Source organism: Streptomyces sp. NPDC101393, assembly GCF_044767385.1.
GTDB lineage: Bacteria > Actinomycetota > Actinomycetes > Streptomycetales > Streptomycetaceae > Streptomyces.
On record NZ_JBIWNU010000003.1, the window covers coordinates 735,634 to 757,482 of the forward strand.

Sequence of the window (21,849 nt, forward strand, 5' to 3'; positions counted from 1 at the left end):
ATGAACGATCAACCATTACCGAATCCCGCAGACCGTATTTCGCATACAGGCGACCGGCAAGGGGTTGTCCCGGATAGCGGACAGCGAACCGGCCGGCAGCCGGGAACCGCTCCGGAAGACGAACGCCAACCGGGGCAAAACTCCCCGCAGATCACCTCGTAAGCTGCCCGCATGGCCATGGACCGCACGGCACTGCCGCACGCCGCGGAAGGGGTCCCCCGGTACGGACTCGCCCTGACCGTCGACGGACCGCCCCGCGCGCCGCTGCGCTTCGAAGTCGCCGACGGGCGGCGGATGGTGCTGCTCCAGGGCGAGCAGGTGGTGCTGCTGGCACGGCAACGCGTCACGTACTTCGGGGTCCACTACGCCCGCACCGGTCACTACGTCTCACCGATCGCGCCCCTGCGGGCCGACACGGCACGCAGGCACCGCGACACCCACCCCGACGACGACGCCTGGTCCCTCCGTTGGGCCCATCACTTCGCCGACGCCCTCCGCGCCTCCTCCAACGGGCCGCTGCACGAAGGCGATTGGCAGCTACGCCCCGGCATGACCGCCTACGCCGTCGACGCCTTCTGGGACTCCCTCTCGCACGACCCCGACATCGGCCACCTCGCCTGGTTCTCCGGAAGTCCCCCGACGGACAGCCGCGACATCCTGGCACTGCGGCCCCTGTCGGCGCCCCACACCGCACGCGTCAAGGCCTACCGCCGCCAGTACCGCGAGGGCACCCTGCCCCCGGTGCTGCTGTGGGGCGTCAGCGCGCTCGACGCTTGTGTGGTGCTGGACGGCCACGACCGGCTCGCGGCCGCCCTGGCCGAGGGCGGCCGGCCGGCCGTGCTGCGCCTGAACCGGGCGGGCAAGGAGGCCGTGCACCAGCTCTGCGCCCGGCCGCTCCTGCGGGCGTACGAGGAGCGCATCGCCCGGCTGACGGCGGACCTGGCCGAAGGCCACCCGATGGCCGAGGTCCGGATCGCGAACGCGGGCCGCCGCCTGGCCGGGGACCTGGACACGGTGTATGCCCGCTCGCACCTCACCCGGTCGTGGCCGCTGCCCGGCGGCGCGCCCGCATGGCAGGAACTCGCCGCCCGGCACGCACCCGACTGGCACCCCGACACCCATATCTGACGCGACACCGGCCGCCGCCGCTGCGTACGCTCACGCCATGCCCGGCACCGACCCGACCACCCCCGCCACGACGCCCGCCGACGCTCCCGGCCGCCGCCCCCTCGTCGCGATCCTCAGCGGCGCCGGGATCTCCACCGACTCCGGGATCCCCGACTACCGCGGCCCGAACGGACTGTGGCGGCGCGACCCGGAGGCCGAGAAACTCGTCACCTACGACACGTACATGGCCGATCCGGAGATCCGCCGCCGGTCCTGGCGGATGCGAGCGGACCACCCGGCGTTCCGCGCCCGGCCCAACGCCGGACACGAGGCGGTGGCCAGGCTCGAACGGTCCGGCGTGCCGGTGCGCGTCCTCACCCAGAACGTCGACGGGCTGCATCAGCTCGCCGGCGTGCCCGACCGCAAGGTCCTCGAACTCCACGGCACCGTACGCACCGTCACCTGCACCCGCTGCCACGCCAGGTCGCCCATGCAGGAGGCGCTGGCGCGGGTGGCCGAGGGCGATCCGGACCCCGCGTGCCTGGTGTGCGGCGGCATCCTGAAATCCGCGACGGTGATGTTCGGGGAGCGGCTGGACCCGCAGGTGCTCGGCACGGCCCTGTCCGTCGCGAAGGCGGCCGAGGTCTTCTTCGCGGTCGGTACGACCCTCCAGGTGCAACCGGCCGCCTCACTCGCGGGCGTGGCCGCCGAACACGGCGCCCGCCTCGTCATCGTCAACGCCGAGCCGACCCCGTACGACGCGCTCGCCGCCGAGGTCGTCCGCGAGCCCATCGGCAGCGCGCTCCCCCGGCTCCTGGCGGACCTCGGCTGAGCGGGCGCCGGCGGCGATCCGTGGCTTCACCGGTCAACGCCGCGGCGCTCGCGCCGTATGCGGGAGGATGCGGAACAGCAGCAACCGGCGGACCGCCTGCCGGGCCTGGAGGTGGCGCCGTGCATGGTGAGTACAAGGTCCCCGGGGGCAAGCTCGTCGTCGTCGACCTGGGGGTCGACGCGGGGCATCTGACACGCGTGCGGGTCGCCGGCGACTTCTTCCTCGAACCGGACGAGGCCCTCCTGCTGATCGACGCCGCCCTGGAGGGCGCCCCCGCCGACACGGACACCGCCGGCCTGACCGCCCGCATCCACGCCGCGCTGCCCCCGTCCGCCGTACTGTTCGGCTTCACCGCGGAGAGCGTCGCCATCGCCGTACGCCGCGCGCTGGCACACGCCACCGACTGGGGCGACTACGCCTGGCAGCTCATCCACGACGCGCCCCAGCCGCCGGCCCTCCACATGGCACTCGACGAGGTCCTCACGACCGAAGTGGCCGCCGGGCGGCGCCCGCCGACCCTGCGGGTCTGGGAGTGGGACGCACCCGCCGTCATCATCGGCAGCTTCCAGTCGCTGCGCAACGAGGTCGACCCCGAGGGCGTCGCCCGCCACGGCGTGACGGTCGTCCGCCGGATCTCCGGTGGCGGCGCCATGTTCGCTGAGCCCCGCAGCACCATCACCTACTCCCTCGCCGTGCCCGAGGCGCTCGTCTCCGGGCTGTCCTTCGCCGACAGCTACGCCTACCTCGACGACTGGGTCCTCACCGCGCTCGGCGACATGGGCATCACGGCGTGGTACCAACCGCTCAACGACATCGCCACCGACGCCGGGAAGGTCGCCGGCGCCGCCCAGAAGCGCATGGTCGGCCCGGACGGCGGGCCGGGAGCCGTTCTGCACCACGTGACGATGTCGTACGACATCGACGCCGACAAGATGCTCGACGTGCTGCGGATCGGCAAGGAGAAGCTCTCCGACAAGGGCACCAGGAGCGCCAAGAAGCGCGTCGACCCGCTGCGCCGACAGACCGGCCTGGCGCGGGAGGCCGTCATCGAGAAGATGATCGCTTCCTTCCGCTCCCGCTACGGTCTCGCCCGTGGCGCGGTCACCGCCGAGGAGACGGCCCGCGCCCAGGACCTCGTCCGCACCAAATTCGGTCACGAGGAGTGGACCGCCCGCATCCCCTGACCCGCACCACGCACTCAGGGTGCCGGCGAAGTCCGGGCGGCGCGGGCCGTCGGCAGCATCAGCACGGTGTACACCAGCAGGCCGGTGGCGAGGCCGACGGCCCAGCCGTAGTCGGCCAGCGGCTTGAGGGCCGGGATCAGGCCGTCGGCGGGGAACGGGCCCTTCCCGGGGCGGGAGTACGAGCCGCCGACGGCGAGGAGCCCGCCGAGGGCGAAGGCGAGCACCGCACGGATGTTCCAGCCGCCCGTGTACCAGTAGCGGCCGGCGGGGCGGTAGAGGTCGGCGAGGGCGAGGCGGGTACGGCGGATGATCCAGTAGTCGGCGATGAGGATGCCGGCGACGGTGCCGAGCAGTCCGCCGACCACGCCGAGCCACAGGAAGATGTACAGCTCGGGGGTGGCGGTGAGCTTCCAAGGGAGGATGAGGACGCCGATGACGCCGGTGATCAGGGCGCCCCGGCGGAAGGTGATGAACCTCGGGGCGAGGTGGGCGAGGTCGTAGGCGGGCGAGACCACATTGGCCGCGATGTTCACGGAGACGGTCGCGATGAGGACCGTGATCAGGGCGAAGAGCAGACCGAAGACGTTGTCGGACTTGCCGGCCAGCGCCACCGGATCCCAGATCGGGGCGCCGTAGACGGCCTGCGAGCCGGAGGTGACGAAGACCGACAGCAGCGCGAAGGCAGTCATGGTGGTCGGCAGGCCGAGGGTCTGGCCCCAGACCTGGGCGCGCTGTCCGGCGCCGAAGCGGGTGAAGTCCGGGATGTTGAGGGAGAGCGTCGCCCAGAAGCCGATCATGCCCATCAGCGAGGGGAAGAAGACCGGCCAGAAGTCGGCGTCCCAGCCGAGCGTCCCGGGCTGGTCGAGGAGCGGACCGAGACCTCCGGCCTTGCCCGCCATCCAGATCAGCAGCACCACGGCGCCCACGAGGACGAACGGGGCGGCCCAGTTCTCGAAGCGCCGCAGGGTCTCCATCCCCCGGTGGATGATGGCCAGTTCGATGGCCCAGAAGGCGAGGAAGCAGAGCCACAGGGTCCAGGGGTAGCCGCCGATGGTGGCGGCGTCGGACCAGCTGCCGCCGGATATCTTGCCCAGCAGGATGTAGATGCCCTGGCCGCCGATCCAGGTCTGGATGCCGAACCAGCAGCAGGCGACGGCCGCGCGGATCAGGGCGGGCAGATTGGCGCCGCGCAGGCCGAACGAGGCGCGGGCCAGGACGGGGAACGGTATGCCGTATTTCGGTCCGGCGTGCCCGGTGAGCAGCATCGGGCCGAGCACGATGACGTTGGCCAGCGCGATGGTGAACACGGCCTGTTTCCAGTCCATGCCGAGAGCGACCAGGCCCGAAGCCAGCGTCCAGGACGGGATGTTGTGGGCCATGCCGATCCACAGGGCGGTGAAGTTGTAGGTGGTCCAGTGGCGTTCGGCCAGCGGCACGGGGCGCAGATCGGCGTTGGTGAAGCGGTCGTGCGCGGCAATGGCGCCGGGGGCCGCTTCGACGCGGCCGTCGGGGGCGGTGAGTTGGCCATGGGGCGGGGCGGGATCTTCCGACGGCACGGGTGGGGAGGTCGCGGTCATGCGGAGACCTTTCGTCCGGATCCGGGCCGCCGGCGCCCGGCCGGGCGGTGTCCGGGCTGCTGCCGCCCGTCACCGCCCGGCCCGGCCGGCGCCCGTTCAGTCGGCGAACGCGGGAATGATCTGTGCTCCGTACGCGTCGAGGGTGGATTCCTTGGCGTCGTGCATGGCGTAGAGCGCGAACTGGTCGACGCCCAGCTCCTTGAGGCCGCGCAGCTTGTCGAGGTGCGCCTCGGCCGGGCCGAGCAGGCAGAAGCGGTCGACGATGGCGTCGGGGACGAAGGCGGTGTCCGGATTGCCGGTGCGTCCGTGGTGGGAGTAGTCGTAGCCCTCCCGCGCCTTGATGTAGTCGGTCAGTTCCTCGGGGATCAGGCCGGAGTGCTCGCCGTAGCGGCCGACGAGGTCGGCGACGTGGTTGCCGACCATGCCGCCGAACCAGCGGCACTGCTCCCTTGCGTGGTCGAGGTCGTCACCGACGTAAGCGGGCGCCGCGACGCAGATCGTGACGTCGGACGGGTCCCGCCCGGCGTCCGCCGCGGCCTTCCGCACGGCCTTGATCATCCATTCGGTGAGGAACGGATCGGCGAGCTGGAGGATGAAGCCGTCCGCCAACTGCCCTGCCATGGCAAGGGCCTTGGGGCCGTAGGCGCCCATCCAGACCGGCAGCTTGCCGTCCTTGACCCACGGGATTCTGACCCGGTGACCGCCGAGGTCCGCCTCCCGGCCCTCGGCCAGGTCGCGGATGATGCCGATGGATTCACCCAGCCGGGCGAGGGTGTTGGGCGGCCGGCCCGCCACCCGCATCGCGGAGTCGCCGCGCCCGATGCCGCAGACGGTGCGGTTGCCGTACATCTCGTTGAGGGTGGCGAAGGTGGAGGCGGTGACCTCCGGGGTGCGGGTGGAGGGGTTGGTGACCATCGGGCCGACGATCAGACGCTCGGTGTGTTCCAGGATGCGGCTGTAGATGACGAACGGTTCCTGCCACAGGACGGCCGAGTCGAACGTCCAGCCGTAGCGGAAGCCGTTGCGCTCGGCGCGGCGCATCAGGGACACGACGGCGGATGAGGGCGGGTCGGCCTGCAGGACAACTCCGAAATCCACAGCGGCGCTCCTTAAATGAGGTACTGACATGTGCCACGCGGGATGTACTGACCGTGCCCGGCACGCCCGGCGAACTCCCGGCGGTCGATGACGAGTTCACCGCGCGAGAGGACCGTTTCGACCCGGCCGGTGAGCTGCTTTCCCTCGTACGCCGAGTAGTCGACGTTCATGTGATGGGTCTCGGCGGAGACGGTCTGCTCCGCGGCCGGGTCGTAGATGACGATGTCGGCGTCGGTGCCGGGGGCGATGGTGCCCTTCTTCGGATAGAGGCCGAACATCCGGGCCGGGGTGGCGCAGGCGATCTCGATCCAGCGCCGGCGGCTGATGCGTCCCTCGACGACGCCCTGATGGAGGAGATCCATCCGGTTCTCCACCCCCGGCATCCCGTTGGGAATCTTGGAGAAGTCGCCGCGGCCCAGTTCCTTCTGACCCTGGAAGCAGAAGGGGCAGTGGTCGGTGGAGACCACCTGGAGGTCGTTGGTGCGCAGCCCGCGCCACAGGGCTTCCTGGTGTTCGCGCGGCCGCAGCGGCGTGCTGCACACGTACTTGGCGCCTTCGAAGTCCGGCTCGGCGAGGTTGTCGGTGGACAGGAAGAGGTACTGCGGGCAGGTCTCACCGAAGACGTTCAGCCCCTTGTCGCGGGCCCCGGCGATCTCGGCAAGGGCCTCCTCGGCGGACACGTGCACGACGTACAGCGGCGCGTCGGCGACCCGGGCGAGCTGGATCGTGCGGTGGGTGGCCTCGGCCTCCAGGAGGACCTTGCGGACCTCGCCGTGGTAGCGCGGGTCGGTCTTCCCTTCGGCCAGCGCCTGCTCGACGAGGACGTCGATGGCGATGCCGTTCTCGGCGTGCATCATGATCAACCCGCCGTTGCCGGCGGCCCGTTGCATGGCGCGCAGGATCTGCCCGTCGTCGCTGTAGAACACCCCGGGGTAGGCGGTGAACAGCTTGAAGGAGGTGACGCCCTCCGCCACCAGGAGGTCCATCTCCTTGAGCGTCTGCTCGTTCACGTCGGAGAGGATCATGTGGAACGCGTAGTCGATGGCGCACTGGGCGTCGGACTTGCCGTGCCACAGGTCCAGGCCCGCGCGCAGCGCCTGGCCGCGGGACTGTACGGCGAAGTCGACGATGGTGGTGGTGCCGCCCCAGGCGGCGGCGCGGGTGCCGGTCTCGAAGGTGTCGGCGGAGAACGTACCGCCGAAGGGGAAGTCCATATGGGTGTGCGCATCGACCCCGCCAGGGATGACGTACTTCCCCGTGGCGTCGATGGCGCGGTCCGCGGAAGCGGTCCAGCCCTCGGCTGACGGGCTGCCATGCGCGGCGAGGGCCGCGACCCGGCCGTCCTCCACCAGCACATCGGCGTGGATCTCATCGGCGGCGGTGATGACCAGCCCGCCCCGGATGACCGTACGGCTCACAATCCCTGCTCCTTCCACACCGGCAACATCGGCGGCACGGCAGGCGGAGCTCGACGCGCACCATCTCCTCGGCAGCCCTGCTCCGCTGACGCCACGCCACAGCCGGTCTACACCCGTAGATTCCGGTTGAGAAGGAGACCGTAGAAGCATGTCACCCAAGGTGGCAATACCGTGACCGTTAATCAGCGGGGACGTTCGTGTTGCGCCGACGATCAGCTGGACGGTTCAACGACGGGCCCCGGAACGGCCGCCCGGGGAAGCCCGAGGGGTGCACACGTGCCGCGCTGGGCAGATAACCGCCGAAGCCGTCGGGCAGTCCTCCCGGCCGGTACGCATCGCAGGGAGCGTACGGATCCACGGGCATGACGCGGACGTGGGCGCGGGCGCCGCACGGCCGGACCGAGGACGTCAGCGATCAGAAAGGCGACACGTCATGGAACAGAGCACGCCGTGGGAGTTCTCCGACGACCGCGGGCGCCTGGCCGTGGCCGGCGAGCGGCCGTTACGCATCGTCGCGTACATACAGGCGGGCGCGACCCTGTGGGATCACGGCATTCGGCCCGTGGGGCTCTTCGGGTCCCAGCACGACGGCGCGGCCCCCGACCCGGCCAAGAGCGGTGAGCTGCCCCTCGGGGAGATCCCGTATCTCGGATCCGGCGGTGCGCTGCATCCGGACACCCTCCTGGAGGCCGAGCCGGACCTCGTGGTGGCCGTCACCTACGACGGCGAACAGGTCTACGGCCTGGAGCCGAAGACCGCGCTGGAACTGGAGGCGGACGTCCCCGTGGTGACGGTGGCGGTGGGCCCGGGGCGGAGCCTCGCCGAGGTGCGCGAACGCTTCGCGTCACTCAGCGGATCACTGGGCCGGGGCGAACCGCTCGCCACCGCACGGGAGCTGGACGCCGCCGAGGACGCCCTGCGGCAGGCGGCCGGGGGCGGCGTACGGCCCCGGGTGCTGGCGCTCTCCCCCGCCGGGCCCGACCGGGTGCATCTGGCCCGGCCCGGCGCCTGGCCCGACCTGCGCGCACTCGCGGAGAACGGCGTCGGGCTGCTGGAGCCCGCGGCGGGCTCCGGCGCGAACTGGTCCACCGTGGGCTGGGCGGACGCCGCGGCGATGGACCCGGACATCGTGCTGACCGACACCCGGATCAACGCCGCCAGGCCCGCGGAACTGCGCGCCGACGCACACTGGCGCGCGATCGAGGCCAGGGCCCGCCTGCTGCCGTGGAACCCGGAGGCCCCGTGCAGCAGGCGGGCGCACACCCGCTTCTTCGAGCTGGTCGCCGACACCGTACGGGAGACGGCTGCGCGGGCCTGAGGCGCCCTGAGGCACCCGTCAGCCGCCGGCCACCCGCTGCTGGACCTCCTGGAGGGCCTCTTCGAGCAGGTCGGCGCCCTGTTCGGCCTCGGCGACGGTCAGCGACATCGGGGGCGCGATGCGGAGCGAGGCTCCGCCCTGGCCGCCCTTGCCCACCAGCAGGCCGCGTTCCCTGGCCGCCTCCACCGCCAGGGACGCGGCTTCGGGCGACCGCTCGTCCGTGCCCGGCCGGACCAGCTCGACCCCGATCATCAGGCCGCGGCCGCGCACCTCGCGTACGACGTCGAGGCCGGCGGCGACCGCCCGCAGCCGCTCGATGAGGAGTCCGCCGACGCGACGGGCGTTGCCCTGGAGGTCGTGTTCGAGGAGGTAGGTGAGGTTGGCGAGGCCGGCGGCCATGGTGACGGGGCTGCCGCCGAAGGTCGAAATCGAGTTCGCGGAGATCGAATTCATGACCTCGGCGCGGGCCACCACACCACCGATGGACATGCCGTTGCCGATGCCCTTGGCGAAGGTGAGCATGTCGGGCGGGCCGTTGTCGGCGTGCGCCTGCCAGCCCCAGAAGTGGTCGCCGGTGCGGCCCCAGCCGGTCTGCACCTCGTCGCTGATCCACAGGATGCCGTGCCGCGCGAGCACCTCGCGGAACGCCGCGTACAGGCCGTCCGGTGGTGCGGTGAACCCGCCGACGCCCTGCACCGGTTCGGCGATCAGCGCGGCGACGCCGCCCGCCGTCTGCTGGAGCATGTCCTCCAGGTCGGCGACGCAGGCGGCGGTGTAGTCGGCGTCGGAGAGTGCGGCGTACGGACCGCGGCTGCGCACCCCGCCGTGGACGTACAGCGTCTGGAGCGGCGAAAGGCTGGTCGGCGACCAGCCGGAGTTGCCGGTGATCCCGACGGTGGAGAAGGAACGGCCGTGGTAGCTGTTGCGCATCGCCAGGATCTGGTTGGAGCGGCGGTGCGTGGTGGCCAGCAGCAGAGCCGCGTCATTGGCCTCCGTACCGGAGGTGGTGAAGAAGACCCGGGCGTCGGGGATCCCGGAGAGTGCGACGATCCGCTCCGCCAACTCGACCATGGGGCGCGACAGATACAGCGTCGAGGTGTGGATGATGCGGCCGGTCTGCTCGCTGACCGCCTTGGTCACCTCGGGCAGCGCATGCGCCGTCATGGTGGTGAGGATGCCGCCGAAGAAGTCCAGATAGCGGTTGCCGTCGGCGTCCCAGACGTGCCGGCCCTCGCCGTGGGTGAGTTCGAGGGGCCGCTCGTAGTAGAGGCTGAGCCAGGAGGGCATGACGGATTGGTGCCGGGCGTGCAGGCTCGGGCTGTCATGGGTCACGGCTGCACCAGCCCCTCGTACGCGTCGGGGCGGCGGTCCCGGTAGAACGCCCACTGCTGGCGGACCTCGTCGATCATGCCGAGGTCGAGGTCGCGGACGACCAGCTCCTCCTTGGAGTCGCTGGCGGGCTCGCCCACGAACTGGCCGCGGGGATTGACGAAGTAGCTGGTGCCGTAGAAGTCGTTGTCGCCGTATTCCTCGATGCCGACGCGGTTGATCGCCGCGATGAAGTACTCGTTGGCGACAGCGGCCGCCGGCTGCTCCAGCTGCCAGAGGTAGGCGGACAGGCCGCGGGAGGTGGCGGAGGGGTTGTAGACGATCTGGGCGCCGTTGAGCCCCAACTGCCGCCATCCTTCGGGGAAGTGGCGGTCGTAGCAGATGTAGACCCCGACCTTGCCGACGGCGGTGTCGAAGACCGGCCACCCGGCGTTCCCCGGCTTGAAGTAGTACTTCTCCCAGAAGCCCTTGACCTGGGGGATGTGGTGTTTGCGGTACGTCCCCAGGACCGTGCCGTCGGCGTCGATGACGGCCGCGGTGTTGTAGTAGAAGCCGGACTGCTCGACCTCGAAGACCGGCACCACGATCACCATGCCGGTCTCGCGGGCGAGATCCTGCATGCGCCGTACCGTCGGGCCGTCGGGCACCGGCTCGGCCCAGCGGTAGTGCTCGGGCTCCTGGACCTGGCAGAAGTACGGGGCGTTGAAGACCTCTTGGAAGCCGATCACCTTCGCGCCCTGCGCGGCCGCCGCTCTGGCGTGTTCCTCGTGCTTCGCGATCATCGATTCGGTGTCGCCGGTCCAGGTCGCCTGGACCAGTGCGGCACGCACAACATCGGCCATGAGCTGCTCCTTTGTCGATGCGTCAGCCTGCAGGCACACGCGTTCACGGACACGGTCTACGCGTGTGGAGGTGACCGTAAGCCCCGTCACGCACCGTGGCAAGACCATCTCCGGTGCGGCGCGTCAGGGGCCCGGTGGTCAGGGGCGCGGCCCCTCGGGAGGCGCGGCGGTCAGGGGTCGGCATGTTGACGCGCGAGGCGCAGGGCGTGGGCGATATCGCTGCGCCGGTGGGCCGAGACGCGCTCCGCTGCGTCCAGCAGCAGCGGCCCCAGCGTGTCCGGGTCGACCCCGGCCGACGCGGCCGACTCCTGCGGCGTACGGGCCCGTGCGAGGGCGGTCAGCAGTTCCCCGGCGGCGCCCGCGCGGTCCAGGGCGAGCAGGGCCAGCGCGATGTGTGCCACCTCCTCGACGGGGCGGGCGGCGGCCTGCCGGAGCAGCGTGCCGCTGTCCGCGGTGCGGCCGGCGGCCGCCAGCGCGTCGGCGGCCGCGGCGAGCGCGGCGGGCGGCAGGCAGGCCGCTTCCCACAGAAAGGTGGCTACGTCGAAGCCGAGCCCGGCCTGCTCCAGCGCCGCCATCAGTAAGGGGAGTTCGGGGGCCGGGCGCGTGACCGCGGCGCACAGTTCCGCGTGCGCGAGGCCCCCGTCGCCGGCCGCGCGCAGCCGGGCCAGGCGGGAGGCGGTGTCGGCGGCCGCCCGGCGGGCTTCGGGGTCGGCGGGGGCCGCGGCGGGGCGCGGGCCGACCGCCTGGGGAACGTCGTCGCAGGCCCCGGCGAAGCGGGCTCCGCGCGGGGCCCTGCCGGGATCACCGGGTTCCCGGACCGGGGTGTCCTCCGCCGTCGGCTCCAGCCCCGCGAAGCGTGCACCGCGTGGGCGGCCGGTGGCTTTGCGCGGGGGCTCGGCCTGAGAGCCGGCCCGGGGCGCGGGCCTTGCCTTCGGCGTCGACCCGGGACCGGGGGCGGGGTCGGGACCGGGGGCGGGGCCGGACCGTCCGTCGTCGGCCGCCAGGGCCAGGGCCGCCAGCCGGGCCCGGAGTTCGGCGACACGTGCGCCGGCGCGGGTGTGGTCGTCGTCGGCCCAGGCCAGCTCCCGGGCGAACCGCTCGGCCTCCGGGGTGCCGGCCGCCGCCCACACGGCGCCCTGGAGCTCACGCGCGCGCAGGCCGGTGTCCCGGTGTTCGCGCAGCATGGTTTCCAGCCGCTCCTGGAGCGCGAGCCGGCCTGCCGGGCCCGCGTCATGGTCGGCGAGCGCTCGCGCGTGCAGCTGCCGGGCCCGTGGGAGTACGGAGCGCAGGGCGTGTTCACCTTGGTCCGCCGCCAGGTCGTGCAGCATCGACTCCACGACGTCCCACGGGGGGACGTCCCGCCCGTCCAGGCAGGCGCGCAGTCCCTCCGGGTCGCGTCGCGCGAAGACGCCGTACCAGCCGGCCGCCGGGTCGAGCTGATGGGCGAGGCCGGTCAGGAAGCGGGCGAACACCGCCACCGGTCCCAGGAGTTGAGCGTCCGGCATGTCCCTCCCTCTCCCCCGTGGGGCGGACGTCCCCACCCCGTCCGCATTCGACCTCAGGCATGTTTCGGGGACGGTGACAGGCGTGCTACGGGAGGTTTTCCTGCCGCGCACAGCACAGGCAAACTTGCAAGTTTTTCTGTCGATATCTATCGTCGTCGGATGCCCGAAAAGGATCAGGAACGCCTGGCGACGGATCTGGGCGCGACCGTGGCGCAGCTGATGCGGCACCTTCGCGCCGCGTCCCCGCAGGGTGAGCTCACGCCCACCCAGCGGTCGGTGATCTCCCGGATCGACTCCGGAGGCCCGGCCACCACCGCCGCCCTCGCCCGCGCCGAACTCGTGCGCCCGCAGTCCATGCGGATCACGCTGGGCGCGCTGGAGGAGCGCGGGGTGCTGGCCCGCAGCCCGCACCCCACGGACGGACGCCAAGTCGTGTTCTCCCTCACCGCGGACGGCCGCCGCACCCTCGCCGCCGTACGGCAGGCCAAGCACAACTGGCTCGCCGTGGCCATCGCCGACCGGCTGACCGCCGATGAACAGCGGACCCTTGCCACCGCGACCGGGCTGATACGGCGGCTGACGCAGGAATGAGCGCGGACGCATGAGCAACCCGTCGGCCCCGTCCTCCCGGCGGACCGGCCGGGCGCACCGACCGCGGTCAGGTGCCCGCCGACCGCGCCTTCGGCGCTCGGCTGATGGCGGCGCTGCCGCTCGGCTGCCGTGCGGGCGGCACGCCTCGGATTCCGGGCTGCACGACATCGCCCTGACCGGCACCGTCCTCGCCCTGCTGCCGGCCCTGCCCCTCGCCGACCGGGCCGTGCACACCGGCACCGCCCGTCCGGACGGCTGACCGGCACCACCGGCCGATCCGCCGACCGCCGATCCGCCCACACACCCGTACCGACCGTCCGACACCCGCGCACCCCGCATCCCGCATCCCGCACTCACCAGGAGCCTTCATGCCCGCCACCACCCTCGACGCCACGACCGCGCTCGTCCTGATCGACCTGCAGAAGGGCATCACCGCGCTGCCCACCGTCCACCCCTCGGCCGGGATCATCGAGCGCGGTGCCCGGCTGGCCGGCGCCTTCCGTGCGCGCGGGCTGCCGGTCGTCCTGGTCAACGTCACCGGCGGCGCTCCGGGCCGTACGGAATCCGCCGGGGGCCACGGCACCCCGCCGGCCGACTGGGCCGAGCTGGTCGCCGAACTCGACCGGCAGCCCGGCGACATCACCGTCACCAAGCAGCAGTGGGGCGCCTTCCACGGCACGAACCTGGACCTGGAGCTCCGCCGCCGCGGCGTGACGCAGATCGTGTTCGCCGGCATCGCCACCAGCATCGGCGTGGAGTCCAGCGCCCGCGCCGCGCACGAGCACGGCTACCACGTCACCCTCGCGACCGACGCCATGACCGACCTCGACGAGGAGGCGCACCACCGCGCCGTGGAGAAGATCTTCCCGCGGCTGGGCGAGACCGACACCACCGAGGCGATCATCAAGCTGCTCGGCTGAGCCACCGCGCGGGGCGCGCCCCGGAGGATGTCCCCTGCTCGCCCCCGTGGCGATTTCCGGTAGAAAGGTCAGGTTCCGATCGAGTGGCCCGGAGGCTGTCATGAGGCGCAGGCAGTCGTTGGGCCGCGATTTCCGCTGGTTGTGGGCGGCGTACGCCACCAGCACGGTCGGCACCTGGCTCGCGCTCGATGCGCTCCCGCTCATCGCCATCCTGGCGCTGCACAGCAGCACGGCCGAGGTGGCGCTGCTGTCCGCGGTGGGGATTGCGGTGGGGGCGTTGATCGCGGTGCCGCTGGGGCCGTGGGTGGAGTTCCGCCGCAAACGGCCGGTCATGACGTCGATGGACCTGCTGCGCTGTGCGGCCCTGCTGTCGCTGCCCGCCGCGTACGCGCTCGGCGGGCTGAGCTTCGTGCAACTCGTCGTCGTGGCGGTGGTCGTACGCGCCGCCGACATCGTGTTCACCGCCGCGAGCGGGGCGTACCTGAAGGCGTTGGTGAGGCCCGACGACCTGTTGGTGGCCGGCGGCAGGTTCGAATCGACCCGGTGGACGGCGACGGCGCTCGGCCCTCCCCTGGGAGGCGTGGCCATCGGGATGTTCGGGCCGCTGACGACCGTGGTGACGGACGCGGTCAGCTACCTGCTGTCGGCCCTCGGGATCCGCGCGATCGGCGGTCACGAAGCCCCGCCGGCGGCCGGGCGCAAGCGGCAGTTCCGCGCGGGCGAACTCCTGGAGGGGTGGCGCCACATCCTGCGCCACCCCCACCTGCGGCCGCTGTTCCTCAACACCGTCCTGGTGAGCGGACTGATCATGGCGACGGTGCCGCTGATGGCGGTCCTTCTCCTCCGTGACCTCGGCTTCGCCCCCTGGCAGTACGGGCTGGCCTTCGGCGTGCCGTGCCTCGGCGGCCTCATCGGTTCGCGGCTGGCCCGGCCGTTGGTCGACCGGTACGGGCACCACCGGGTGATGCTCACCAGCGGCACGCTGCGCGCGTGTTGGTCGCTCGGACTCGCCTTCGTCCAACCCGGGCCCTCGGGGCTGCTGCTCGTCATCGCGATCGAGCTCGGGCTGATCACGTGCATGGGGGTCTTCAACCCGGTGTTCTCCACCTACCGGCTCGAGAACACCACCTCCGATCGCGTCGCCCGGACCCTGTCGGCGTGGTCCATCTCCAGCAGCGTGACCGTCGCTGCCCTGACGGCGTGCTGGGGTCTGCTGGCCGGCGCCGTCGGCACCCGCACCGCGATCGCGCTGGCCGGCGTGCTCATACTGGCCACCCCGCTGCTGCTGCCCCGCCGCGAAATCGCCGCACGGACCGGCGGTGAGCTGGAGACCGCAGCACCGGGTGGCTGATCCACCGTCCGCACCTGACCGCACCGCCGGCGTGTCCGCACCGTACGGCCCGTCAGATGTGCCCGGGGCCGTCCGCGCGGTGGCGGTTGCCGGCCCGGGTGCCGGGGGCCGGAAAAGACCCGGAGCAGGGTGTGTCCACCTGTGCGCGGAGGAGCCCGAGCCCCGTCAGCGCGAAAACGGCCGTCAGCAGGGAGTCGCCCGCGATGCCGACGAGAAGGGCGAGGGTGAAGGCCCGCACGGCGAGGGCCCGCAGGAGCCTGGCCGCGTCGGATTCGGATGGTGAGGCGTCCATGTGTCTCTCCCAGGTGTTGGTGGTGCGCACGTCTCCCCATCCGCACGTGCGCACGTGCGCACGGCATCGGAGGTGTCAGGGCATTCGGCTCGCGCTCGCCGATCGGGACGGCGGGTGGTCAGCCGCGCAGGAAGTACAGGACCGTCGTGCTCACGGCGAGGGTGACGACGACGCCCCGCAGCAGCCGGGCGGGGAGGCGGCGGGCGAGGTGGGCGCCGGCGAAGCCACCGGCCACGGCGCCGACCGTCATGACGGTGAGGAGAAGCGGAGCACTCAGCGCGGGCGAGGCGATGAGGAACAGCACGGTGGAGCTGAGATGGACGGCCGCGAGCTGAGCGAGCCGCATCGGGTTGCTCGCGGCGGCGTCGAGGCCGAGACCGGTGCTCCACAGCGCCGTCATGAGGATGCCTACGGCGCCGCCGAAGTATCCGCCGTAGACGGCGAGGAGGAACTGGCCGATCAGGACGGCTCGGGAACCGATGTCTCCCGAGCGGCCCAGCGCGCTCCCCACCGCCTGGGAGAGGCGCCGTCCGCAGGTGAGGACCACCGTGGCGAAGGCGAGCAGCCACGGCGCCGCGGCGTCGAACGACGTGGCGGGCAGGGTGAGCAGCAGGACGGCGCCGAGCCCGCCGCCGAGCACACTGATTCCTGTCAGCACGTTCGTGGACGTCCCCCCGACCGGGGCGAGTTCGCGTCGGCAGACCCAGGCGCTGACTGCGGCACCGGGCACCAGGGCGCTGCGCGACACCACGTTCGCGGTGACCGGTGACAGGCCGAACGCGACGAGAGCGGGCAGCGCCACGAAGGTGCCGCCGCCCCCGATGGCGTTCAGCGCTCCGGCGGCGGCACCGGCCAGAAGGACAAGCAGGAACTCGGTCACCGACCGAGCATCGCGCGGTGACCAGTGCATCGACAATGCGTCATCGGCGTACCCAGCCTATGGCTCCGCCTTAGGCTGGGACGGTGCACTACGACCTGGACGACCTGCGGCTCTTTCTCCACATCGGGGCGGAGGGCTCGATCACGGCGGGCGCTCGCCGGATGCACCTGAGCCTGCCGTCGGCCAGTGCCAGGGTGCGTTCGCTGGAGCGCCACGCCGGTGTCGCGCTGTTGATCCGCGGTCGCCGGGGCGTGCGGCTCACCCCCGCGGGGACGACGCTCACCCGGCACGCACGCGAGGTGCTCGCCCAGACGGCGCGGCTGGACAGCGCCGTCGCGAGCTACACCCGGTCCCCGACCGCTCCCCTGAAGCTGCTGGGCGGCGGTTCGGCGATGCACCGGCTCGTGCCGCGGGCCTTGGTGTCGTTTCTCCGGGCACACCCCGACGTCGACGTCGAGGTCGCCGAGAGCCGCACCCCGCAGACCGTACGGATGCTCGCCGACGGCGAGGCGGACCTGGGGGTGGTCGTCGACGACGAAGCCCGTGGCAGCGGTCTCGACCTGGAGGCGCTCGGCGATGACTCCCTCGTGGTGATCGGCCGGTCCGGCGGGATTCTCGCCGGCCGGCCCTCCGTGGCCTACAGCGAGGTCGCCGAGCACCCGCTCATCGGGCTCGACGCCGATTCCTCGCTGCGGCGCTGGATCGAGAAGCACCTCGGCCCCCACGCCCCGCTGGTGCGCTACCGCACCACCGTCGCCCACCTCACCGTGCTCGTCGCCCTCGCCGAAGCCGGCGTGGGGCTGGCCGTCGTGCCGCGCCGTGCCCTCGACCCGGGTCGGCCGGTCGAGGTGTGCGAGCTGGAGGACCCGTGGGCGCGCCGGAACCATCTGCTGGCCTGGGGCGTCAAGGACGGGCCGGCGCCCGCGGCCACCGCCGCGCTCGCCGACCATCTGCGGCAGGCGGCACGGTCCGAACCGGCCTGGCCCGCCCGGCAGGAAGAGACCGGCCCGCACCGGGCCGGATGACTCCGGGCCGTCCGCCACCCGGCCGCGTCGTCAGGTCTCCGGGAGGCGCACGCAGGTGCGGGGAACCCGGCCGTCGCCACCCGGCGAGGCCGCCGGTCCGCTCCGCCCCCGCTCGCTCCCTGCCCGTCCCGTCCGCTCAGCCCGCCGGGACCGGCCGCCGCTCGTGCCAGCGCAGGTCGTCCTGGAGCTGCGCGGCCAGCGAGATCAGCCGGGGCTCGGCGTGGGCCGGGCCCAGCAACTGGGCGCCGAGCGGCAGCCCTTGGCTGCTGAATCCGGCGGGCACGCTCACTCCGGGCCAGCCGAGGACGTTCCACGGCCAGGCATAGGGGCAGGCGGCGATCATGGCCTGATCCGTGCGCCAGCCGCTGAGCTTCGCCAGCGTGCCGATGCGCGGCGGCGGGGTGGCGGTGGTCGGCGTCAGCAGCACGTCGTACGCACCGAACAGGGCGCCGATGCGCCGCTGTTGACGTCTTTCGACGGCGCGGGCGCGGCGCAGCAGCGGCCCGCCGAGCAGCCGCCCCATCCGCGCCGAATCCCGGGTACGGCGGTCGAGCAGGGCACGGTCGGGAACCCTGGCCGCCCACTCGCCCACGCCTGCCGTGGCGCGGGGCAGGAAGGCGAGGCCGACGAGGCCGTAGTCCGGTTCGGCCTCCTCGACGAAGTGACCGAGGCGGGCGAGGGTGCGGGCCATGCCGGTGACGGCCGTGCGGACCTCGGGGTGCAGTGGTTTGGGTGTGCCGGTGAAGGCCGGTTTCCAGGACAGGGCGATGCGCAGCCGTCCCGGGTCGCGGCCGGCCGCCTCGCGGGCCGCGATGGTGGGCGGTTTGTGCAGGTCGCCGTCGTGGTTGCCGCTCGCCACGTCCAGCAGCAGGGCGGCGTCCTCGACGGTGCGGGCCAGCGGGCCGATTCCGGTGATGCCCTGGAAGGCCTCGGCGTCCGGCCAGGTGGAGATGCGGCCGCGCTGGGGTTTGATGCCGACGAGGTGGGACCAGGCGGCGGGGATTCGGACCGAGCCGGCGCCGTCGGTGCCGAGCGCGGCGGGGACCAGGCCGGCGGCGACCGCGGCGGCCGAGCCGCCGGACGAACCGCCGGGTGTGTGGGCGAGGTTCCACGGGTTGCGGGTCTCGCCGAAGGCCGGCCCCTCGGTGAACGGCCACTGCCCCAGTTCGCAGGCGTTGGTCTTGCCGACGATGACCGCGCCGGCCGCGCGCAGCCGCCGTACGACCTCGGCGTCGCTGTCCTTGGGCGGGAATTCCCCGGCGCAGCCGAACGCGGTGGGCTCGCCCGCCACATCGGTGTCGTCCTTGACCGCGACGGGAACGCCGAGCAGCGGCAGCCGCTCCCCGGCGGCCAGCCTGCGGTCGGCCTCCTCGGCCTCCGCCATCGCGGCGTCGGCGCGTACCCGCCGGAAGGCGTTGACGGTGGCCTGGGTGGCCTCGATGCGCTCCAGCGACCGGCGTACGAGCGTGGCCGAGGTCACCTGTCCGTCGGCCAGCGCCCGCGCCTGTTCGGCGAGCCCTTCCCACTCCCCGGCCGCCGCGCGGGGGTGGCCGGCCGGGGCCGGCGCGGCCTTGCTCTGGCGGCTGTCGTCAACACTCACGGTGCGTGCCCTCCCTGGGACCGTTCATTCGAACGAACGGTCCCAGGAGGCTAATCGTCATGGCGTCGGCCAACAACGACGCCGCGCGGCGCGGCACATGGACGACACACGGACGGCATACGGACGGCGTAGAGCCGCCGCCCGGTGCCGCCGCTCTCATCCCTTGCGGACGACCATCGCCGAACCGCCGCCGCGGCGTTCCGTTTCGGCCGCGGCCAGCCAGCGTCCGCCGGGCAGCCGCTGGATGCCGGTGGCCGCGCCGATCTCCGGGTTCTGCTTGAACGTGTGGCCGATCGCCTCCAGTTGGCCGCGCACGGGGCTCTTCCACAGGCCGGGTTCGAGTTCGGTCGCCGCCGCGTTGCGCTGGCTGGCGCGCGGTGCGGCGATGGCGTCGACCAGCGGCATTCCGCGGTCCAGGTGGTTGACGAGGGTCTGCAGCACGGTGGTGATGATGGTCGCGCCGCCCGGCGAGCCGAGCGCGACGACGGGCCTGCCGTGCTTCAGCACGATCGTCGGTGAGATGGAGGAGCGCGGACGCTTGCCGGGGCCCGGCAGGTTGGGGTCGTGGACGCCGGGGGTGACGGGCGTGAAGGAGAAGTCGGTGAGTTCGTTGTTCAGCAGGAAGCCGCGGTGCGGTACCACGATGCCGCTGCCGCCGGTCTGCTCGATGGTGAGGGTGTAGGCGACGACGTTGCCCCACTTGTCGGCGGCCGTGAGGTGGGTGGTGTTCTCCCCCTCGTATGTGGTCGGGGAGGCCTTGCCGACGGTGGCGCAGCGCTCGGGGTTGCGGGGGTCGCCCGGCGCGAGCGGGCTGGTCAGCGCCTTGTCGTCGTGGATCAGGCACTCCCGCGCGTCGGCGAAACGCTGTGCGGTGAGGCCCTGGGTGGGGACGTCCTCCTGTGCCGGGTCGCCGACCCAGCGGCCGCGGTCGGCGAACGCGATCCGGCTCGCCTCGATGTAGCGGTGCAGATACTGCTTCTCGGTCAGGCGGGAGACGTCGCTCTTCTCCAGGATGTTGAGGGCCTCGGCGACGCTGGTGCCACCGGAGGAGGAGGGGCCGATGCCGTAGACGTCGAGGCCGCGGTAGGAGGTGCGGGTCGGGGCCTGGCTCAGCGCCTCATAGGTCCGCAGGTCGCGGGCGCTCAGTGTGCCGGGGCGCACCTTGCGGTCGGCGCCGGAACGGACCGGCGGCCGCTGGACGGTACGGACGATGTCCCTGCCCAGCTTTCCGTCGTAGAGCGCGCCGACGCCCTTCTTCCCCAACTCGCCGTAGGTCCGCGCCAGATCGGGGTTCTTCATCGTCGAGCCGACCGCGGGGAGTTCGCCGCCGGGCAGGAACAGGTCGGCGGTCGCGGGGAAGTCCCGGAAGCGCGCCTCGTTGTCGGCGGTCTGCTGCCGGAAGGTCTTGTCGACCGTGAAGCCGTCCTCGGCAAGTTTCCGCGCGGGGCGCAGGACCTGGGCCAGGGACCGGCTGCCCCATTTGTCGAGGGCGGTGTCCCAGGTGGCAGGGGTCCCCGGGGTGCCGACGCCCAGCCCGCTGGTGACGGCGTCGTCGAACGGTATCGGCTTGCCGTTCTCCAGGAAGAGGTCCTTGCCCGCGGAGCGCGGGGCGGTCTCCCGGCCGTCGAGGGTGCGTACGGTGCGGGACTTGGCGTCGTAGGAAACGAAGTAGCCGCCGCCTCCGACGCCCGCCGAGTAGGGCTCGGTGACGCCGAGGGCGGCAGCGGTGGCGACCGCCGCGTCCACGGCGTTGCCGCCCTTCCTGAGCACCTCGATACCGGCGGCCGAGGCGTTGGGGTCGACGCTGGACACCGCGCCGCCGGAGCCGACGGCCACCGGGGTCTTCGCCGGGGTGGCGGCGGGGCCGCCCTGGTGCGCGGGGCCGGTGCGCGCGGGCGAGGACTGGGCTGCGGCCGGGACCGCCACCAGGGAGCCGGCCAGCGCGGCGGCCGCTCCCAGGACGGTGAGGCGTCGGGCGTTCGGCATACCGGGGAACCTCCGAGGGCGTGCGGCGGCAGAGGCCGGAGCGTAACTCGGGCCCGCGCCGGGAGGACAGAGGGCGCAGCGGCAAACTCCGCGGCGGTGTCCGGACGGATCAGGTATGCCGGTACGGACCGCGTATGCCCGTACGGACCGGGACAACCCACCCCAGCCGCCCGCCCCGGCCTCGAACACACACCCGGACAGCCGCTACGCTCCCCCGCCATGGACGACACCCTGCTCCTCCTGACCGTGGCGGCCGTGGCCCTCCTCCTGGGTCTCGCGGCCGGGTGGGCCGTGCAATCGACGGCGGCCCGCCGGAAGCTGACACGGGAACAGAGCTTCTTCGGGCTGCCGGACGGTTCGGAGTGTGTCCTGGTCACCCACCGGGACAGCACCTCCGCCCACTGGAGCATCCCGCGCCATGACGCGCTGGCACTGCTCGGGCTCGCCGCGGTGGTCGAGAACTGCCGTGCGCACCCGGAGATCGCCCCGCACGACACCGGCCTGCAGGGCTTCGGCGCACGCACCGAGTTCTGTGTCGGCGACCCGACGGCGCATCGCCGGCTGGCGGCGCATCTGGCCAATCTGCTGCCGGGCGTGGCGGTGCATCCGGGCGAGGAGTCCGGTGCCGGACGTGGCACGTTCACGATCGGCGGTACGGCGTACCGGATGGAGCCCGGGGCCGTCGAGTACGTGCTGCTGGCCCGGCTGACCGCCGGTGAGGGCGACCGCCCGGTGTTCCTGGCGGCCGGCCAGCGTCCGGTCACCCACCGGGCCGCGGTCCGCCATCTCGTGCGCAACCGGGCGCGGCTGGCCCGCAAGCACGGCGCGGACGGCCAGTTCTGCCTGCTGCTGAAGGTGGTCAACTCGCAGGCGTACGGGCCCGATGTCGTCGAGCTGGTCGCGGATGTCACCAAGGCGGCGCTGACGCCGGGCGAGACGAAGGGGCGCCGGGCGGCGGCCTGACGCGCTCGGCGGGCAGGCGCCGGGGGGATCT

Annotated in this window: 20 protein-coding genes; 10 read left to right on the forward strand and 10 right to left on the reverse strand. The window is 72.7% G+C overall.

Features of this window, described 5'->3' with window-relative positions:
* Window positions 1–171 precede the first annotated feature (171 nt).
* From ACIRQ7_RS13060 to ACIRQ7_RS13070, 3 genes are all read left to right on the forward strand, one after another.
* Complete coding sequence (locus tag ACIRQ7_RS13060; protein ID WP_404262175.1) at window positions 172–1,128, forward strand: hypothetical protein; 957 nt, start codon at window positions 172–174, stop codon at window positions 1,126–1,128.
* 37 nt (window positions 1,129–1,165) lie between these two features.
* A complete protein-coding gene (locus ACIRQ7_RS13065; protein ID WP_404262177.1) occupies window positions 1,166–1,939 on the forward strand; it encodes an SIR2 family NAD-dependent protein deacylase in 774 nt (257 codons plus the stop codon).
* Between the two features lie 119 nt (window positions 1,940–2,058).
* Complete coding sequence (locus ACIRQ7_RS13070) at window positions 2,059–3,123, forward strand: biotin/lipoate A/B protein ligase family protein (protein WP_404262178.1); 1,065 nt, start codon at window positions 2,059–2,061, stop codon at window positions 3,121–3,123.
* A 14-nt stretch (window positions 3,124–3,137) separates the two neighbouring features.
* On the opposite strand, the gene ACIRQ7_RS13075 is transcribed toward ACIRQ7_RS13070, so the two are convergent.
* The 3 genes from ACIRQ7_RS13075 to hydA all read right to left on the reverse strand — a co-directional run bounded on the left by ACIRQ7_RS13075 (window position 3,138) and on the right by hydA (window position 7,216).
* Complete coding sequence (locus ACIRQ7_RS13075) at window positions 3,138–4,700, reverse strand: NCS1 family nucleobase:cation symporter-1 (protein ID WP_404262180.1); 1,563 nt, start codon at window positions 4,698–4,700, stop codon at window positions 3,138–3,140.
* Window positions 4,701–4,796: 96 nt separating this feature from the next.
* Window positions 4,797–5,798 carry a TIGR03842 family LLM class F420-dependent oxidoreductase gene (locus tag ACIRQ7_RS13080; protein ID WP_404262181.1) on the reverse strand — a complete coding sequence of 334 codons (1,002 nt, stop codon included), beginning with the start codon at window positions 5,796–5,798 and terminating at the stop codon, window positions 4,797–4,799.
* An 11-nt stretch (window positions 5,799–5,809) separates the two neighbouring features.
* Window positions 5,810–7,216 (reverse strand): dihydropyrimidinase, encoded by a 1,407-nt coding sequence (gene hydA, locus ACIRQ7_RS13085; protein ID WP_404262183.1) that lies wholly within the window; start codon window positions 7,214–7,216, stop codon window positions 5,810–5,812.
* Window positions 7,217–7,649: 433 nt separating this feature from the next.
* Here hydA and ACIRQ7_RS13090 point away from each other — a divergent pair, with 433 nt between their 5' ends.
* Window positions 7,650–8,534 carry an ABC transporter substrate-binding protein gene (locus tag ACIRQ7_RS13090; RefSeq protein ID WP_404262185.1) on the forward strand — a complete coding sequence of 295 codons (885 nt, stop codon included), beginning with the start codon at window positions 7,650–7,652 and terminating at the stop codon, window positions 8,532–8,534.
* An 18-nt stretch (window positions 8,535–8,552) separates the two neighbouring features.
* Here the strand turns inward: ACIRQ7_RS13090 and ACIRQ7_RS13095 are convergent, their stop codons facing one another.
* The 3 genes from ACIRQ7_RS13095 to ACIRQ7_RS13105 all read right to left on the reverse strand — a co-directional run bounded on the left by ACIRQ7_RS13095 (window position 8,553) and on the right by ACIRQ7_RS13105 (window position 12,210).
* Complete coding sequence (locus ACIRQ7_RS13095) at window positions 8,553–9,821, reverse strand: aspartate aminotransferase family protein (RefSeq protein WP_401467389.1); 1,269 nt, start codon at window positions 9,819–9,821, stop codon at window positions 8,553–8,555.
* Between the two features lie 41 nt (window positions 9,822–9,862).
* On the reverse strand, window positions 9,863–10,705 hold the full coding sequence (locus ACIRQ7_RS13100) for a nitrilase-related carbon-nitrogen hydrolase (RefSeq protein ID WP_401467391.1): 843 nt from the start codon (window positions 10,703–10,705) through the stop codon (window positions 9,863–9,865).
* Between the two features lie 170 nt (window positions 10,706–10,875).
* Window positions 10,876–12,210 (reverse strand): hypothetical protein, encoded by a 1,335-nt coding sequence (locus ACIRQ7_RS13105; RefSeq protein ID WP_404262187.1) that lies wholly within the window; start codon window positions 12,208–12,210, stop codon window positions 10,876–10,878.
* A gap of 159 nt (window positions 12,211–12,369) precedes the next feature.
* On the opposite strand from ACIRQ7_RS13105, the gene ACIRQ7_RS13110 reads away from it, so the two are divergent.
* The 4 genes from ACIRQ7_RS13110 (at window position 12,370) to ACIRQ7_RS13125 (ending at window position 15,072) form a co-directional block, all read left to right on the forward strand.
* Window positions 12,370–12,801, forward strand: coding sequence for a MarR family winged helix-turn-helix transcriptional regulator (locus ACIRQ7_RS13110; protein WP_404262188.1), 432 nt, complete (start codon window positions 12,370–12,372; stop codon window positions 12,799–12,801).
* Window positions 12,802–12,811: 10 nt separating this feature from the next.
* Window positions 12,812–13,060, forward strand: a complete 249-nt coding sequence (locus ACIRQ7_RS13115) for a hypothetical protein (RefSeq protein ID WP_404262189.1) — start codon at window positions 12,812–12,814, stop codon at window positions 13,058–13,060.
* Between the two features lie 109 nt (window positions 13,061–13,169).
* Window positions 13,170–13,721, forward strand: a complete 552-nt coding sequence (locus ACIRQ7_RS13120; RefSeq protein WP_404262191.1) for an isochorismatase family protein — start codon at window positions 13,170–13,172, stop codon at window positions 13,719–13,721.
* Window positions 13,722–13,821: 100 nt separating this feature from the next.
* Window positions 13,822–15,072 (forward strand): MFS transporter, encoded by a 1,251-nt coding sequence (locus ACIRQ7_RS13125; RefSeq protein ID WP_404262193.1) that lies wholly within the window; start codon window positions 13,822–13,824, stop codon window positions 15,070–15,072.
* A gap of 52 nt (window positions 15,073–15,124) precedes the next feature.
* On the opposite strand, the gene ACIRQ7_RS13130 is transcribed toward ACIRQ7_RS13125, so the two are convergent.
* Both ACIRQ7_RS13130 and ACIRQ7_RS13135 read right to left on the reverse strand, forming a co-directional pair.
* Window positions 15,125–15,364: a hypothetical protein gene (locus tag ACIRQ7_RS13130; protein WP_404262195.1), complete on the reverse strand. Its 240-nt coding sequence runs from the start codon at window positions 15,362–15,364 to the stop codon at window positions 15,125–15,127.
* A 118-nt stretch (window positions 15,365–15,482) separates the two neighbouring features.
* Window positions 15,483–16,244, reverse strand: a complete 762-nt coding sequence (locus ACIRQ7_RS13135) for a TSUP family transporter (RefSeq protein WP_404262197.1) — start codon at window positions 16,242–16,244, stop codon at window positions 15,483–15,485.
* An 83-nt stretch (window positions 16,245–16,327) separates the two neighbouring features.
* On the opposite strand from ACIRQ7_RS13135, the gene ACIRQ7_RS13140 reads away from it, so the two are divergent.
* Entirely contained in the window at window positions 16,328–17,269 is a 942-nt protein-coding gene (locus tag ACIRQ7_RS13140) for a LysR family transcriptional regulator (RefSeq protein WP_404262199.1), read from the forward strand.
* A gap of 136 nt (window positions 17,270–17,405) precedes the next feature.
* Here the strand turns inward: ACIRQ7_RS13140 and ACIRQ7_RS13145 are convergent, their stop codons facing one another.
* Window positions 17,406–18,869, reverse strand: a complete 1,464-nt coding sequence (locus ACIRQ7_RS13145) for an amidase (RefSeq protein ID WP_404262200.1) — start codon at window positions 18,867–18,869, stop codon at window positions 17,406–17,408.
* A 156-nt stretch (window positions 18,870–19,025) separates the two neighbouring features.
* On the reverse strand, window positions 19,026–20,855 hold the full coding sequence (ggt, locus tag ACIRQ7_RS13150) for a gamma-glutamyltransferase (protein WP_404262202.1): 1,830 nt from the start codon (window positions 20,853–20,855) through the stop codon (window positions 19,026–19,028).
* A 219-nt stretch (window positions 20,856–21,074) separates the two neighbouring features.
* On the opposite strand from ggt, the gene ACIRQ7_RS13155 reads away from it, so the two are divergent.
* Window positions 21,075–21,818: a hypothetical protein gene (locus ACIRQ7_RS13155; protein ID WP_401467418.1), complete on the forward strand. Its 744-nt coding sequence runs from the start codon at window positions 21,075–21,077 to the stop codon at window positions 21,816–21,818.
* Window positions 21,819–21,849 lie beyond the last annotated feature (31 nt).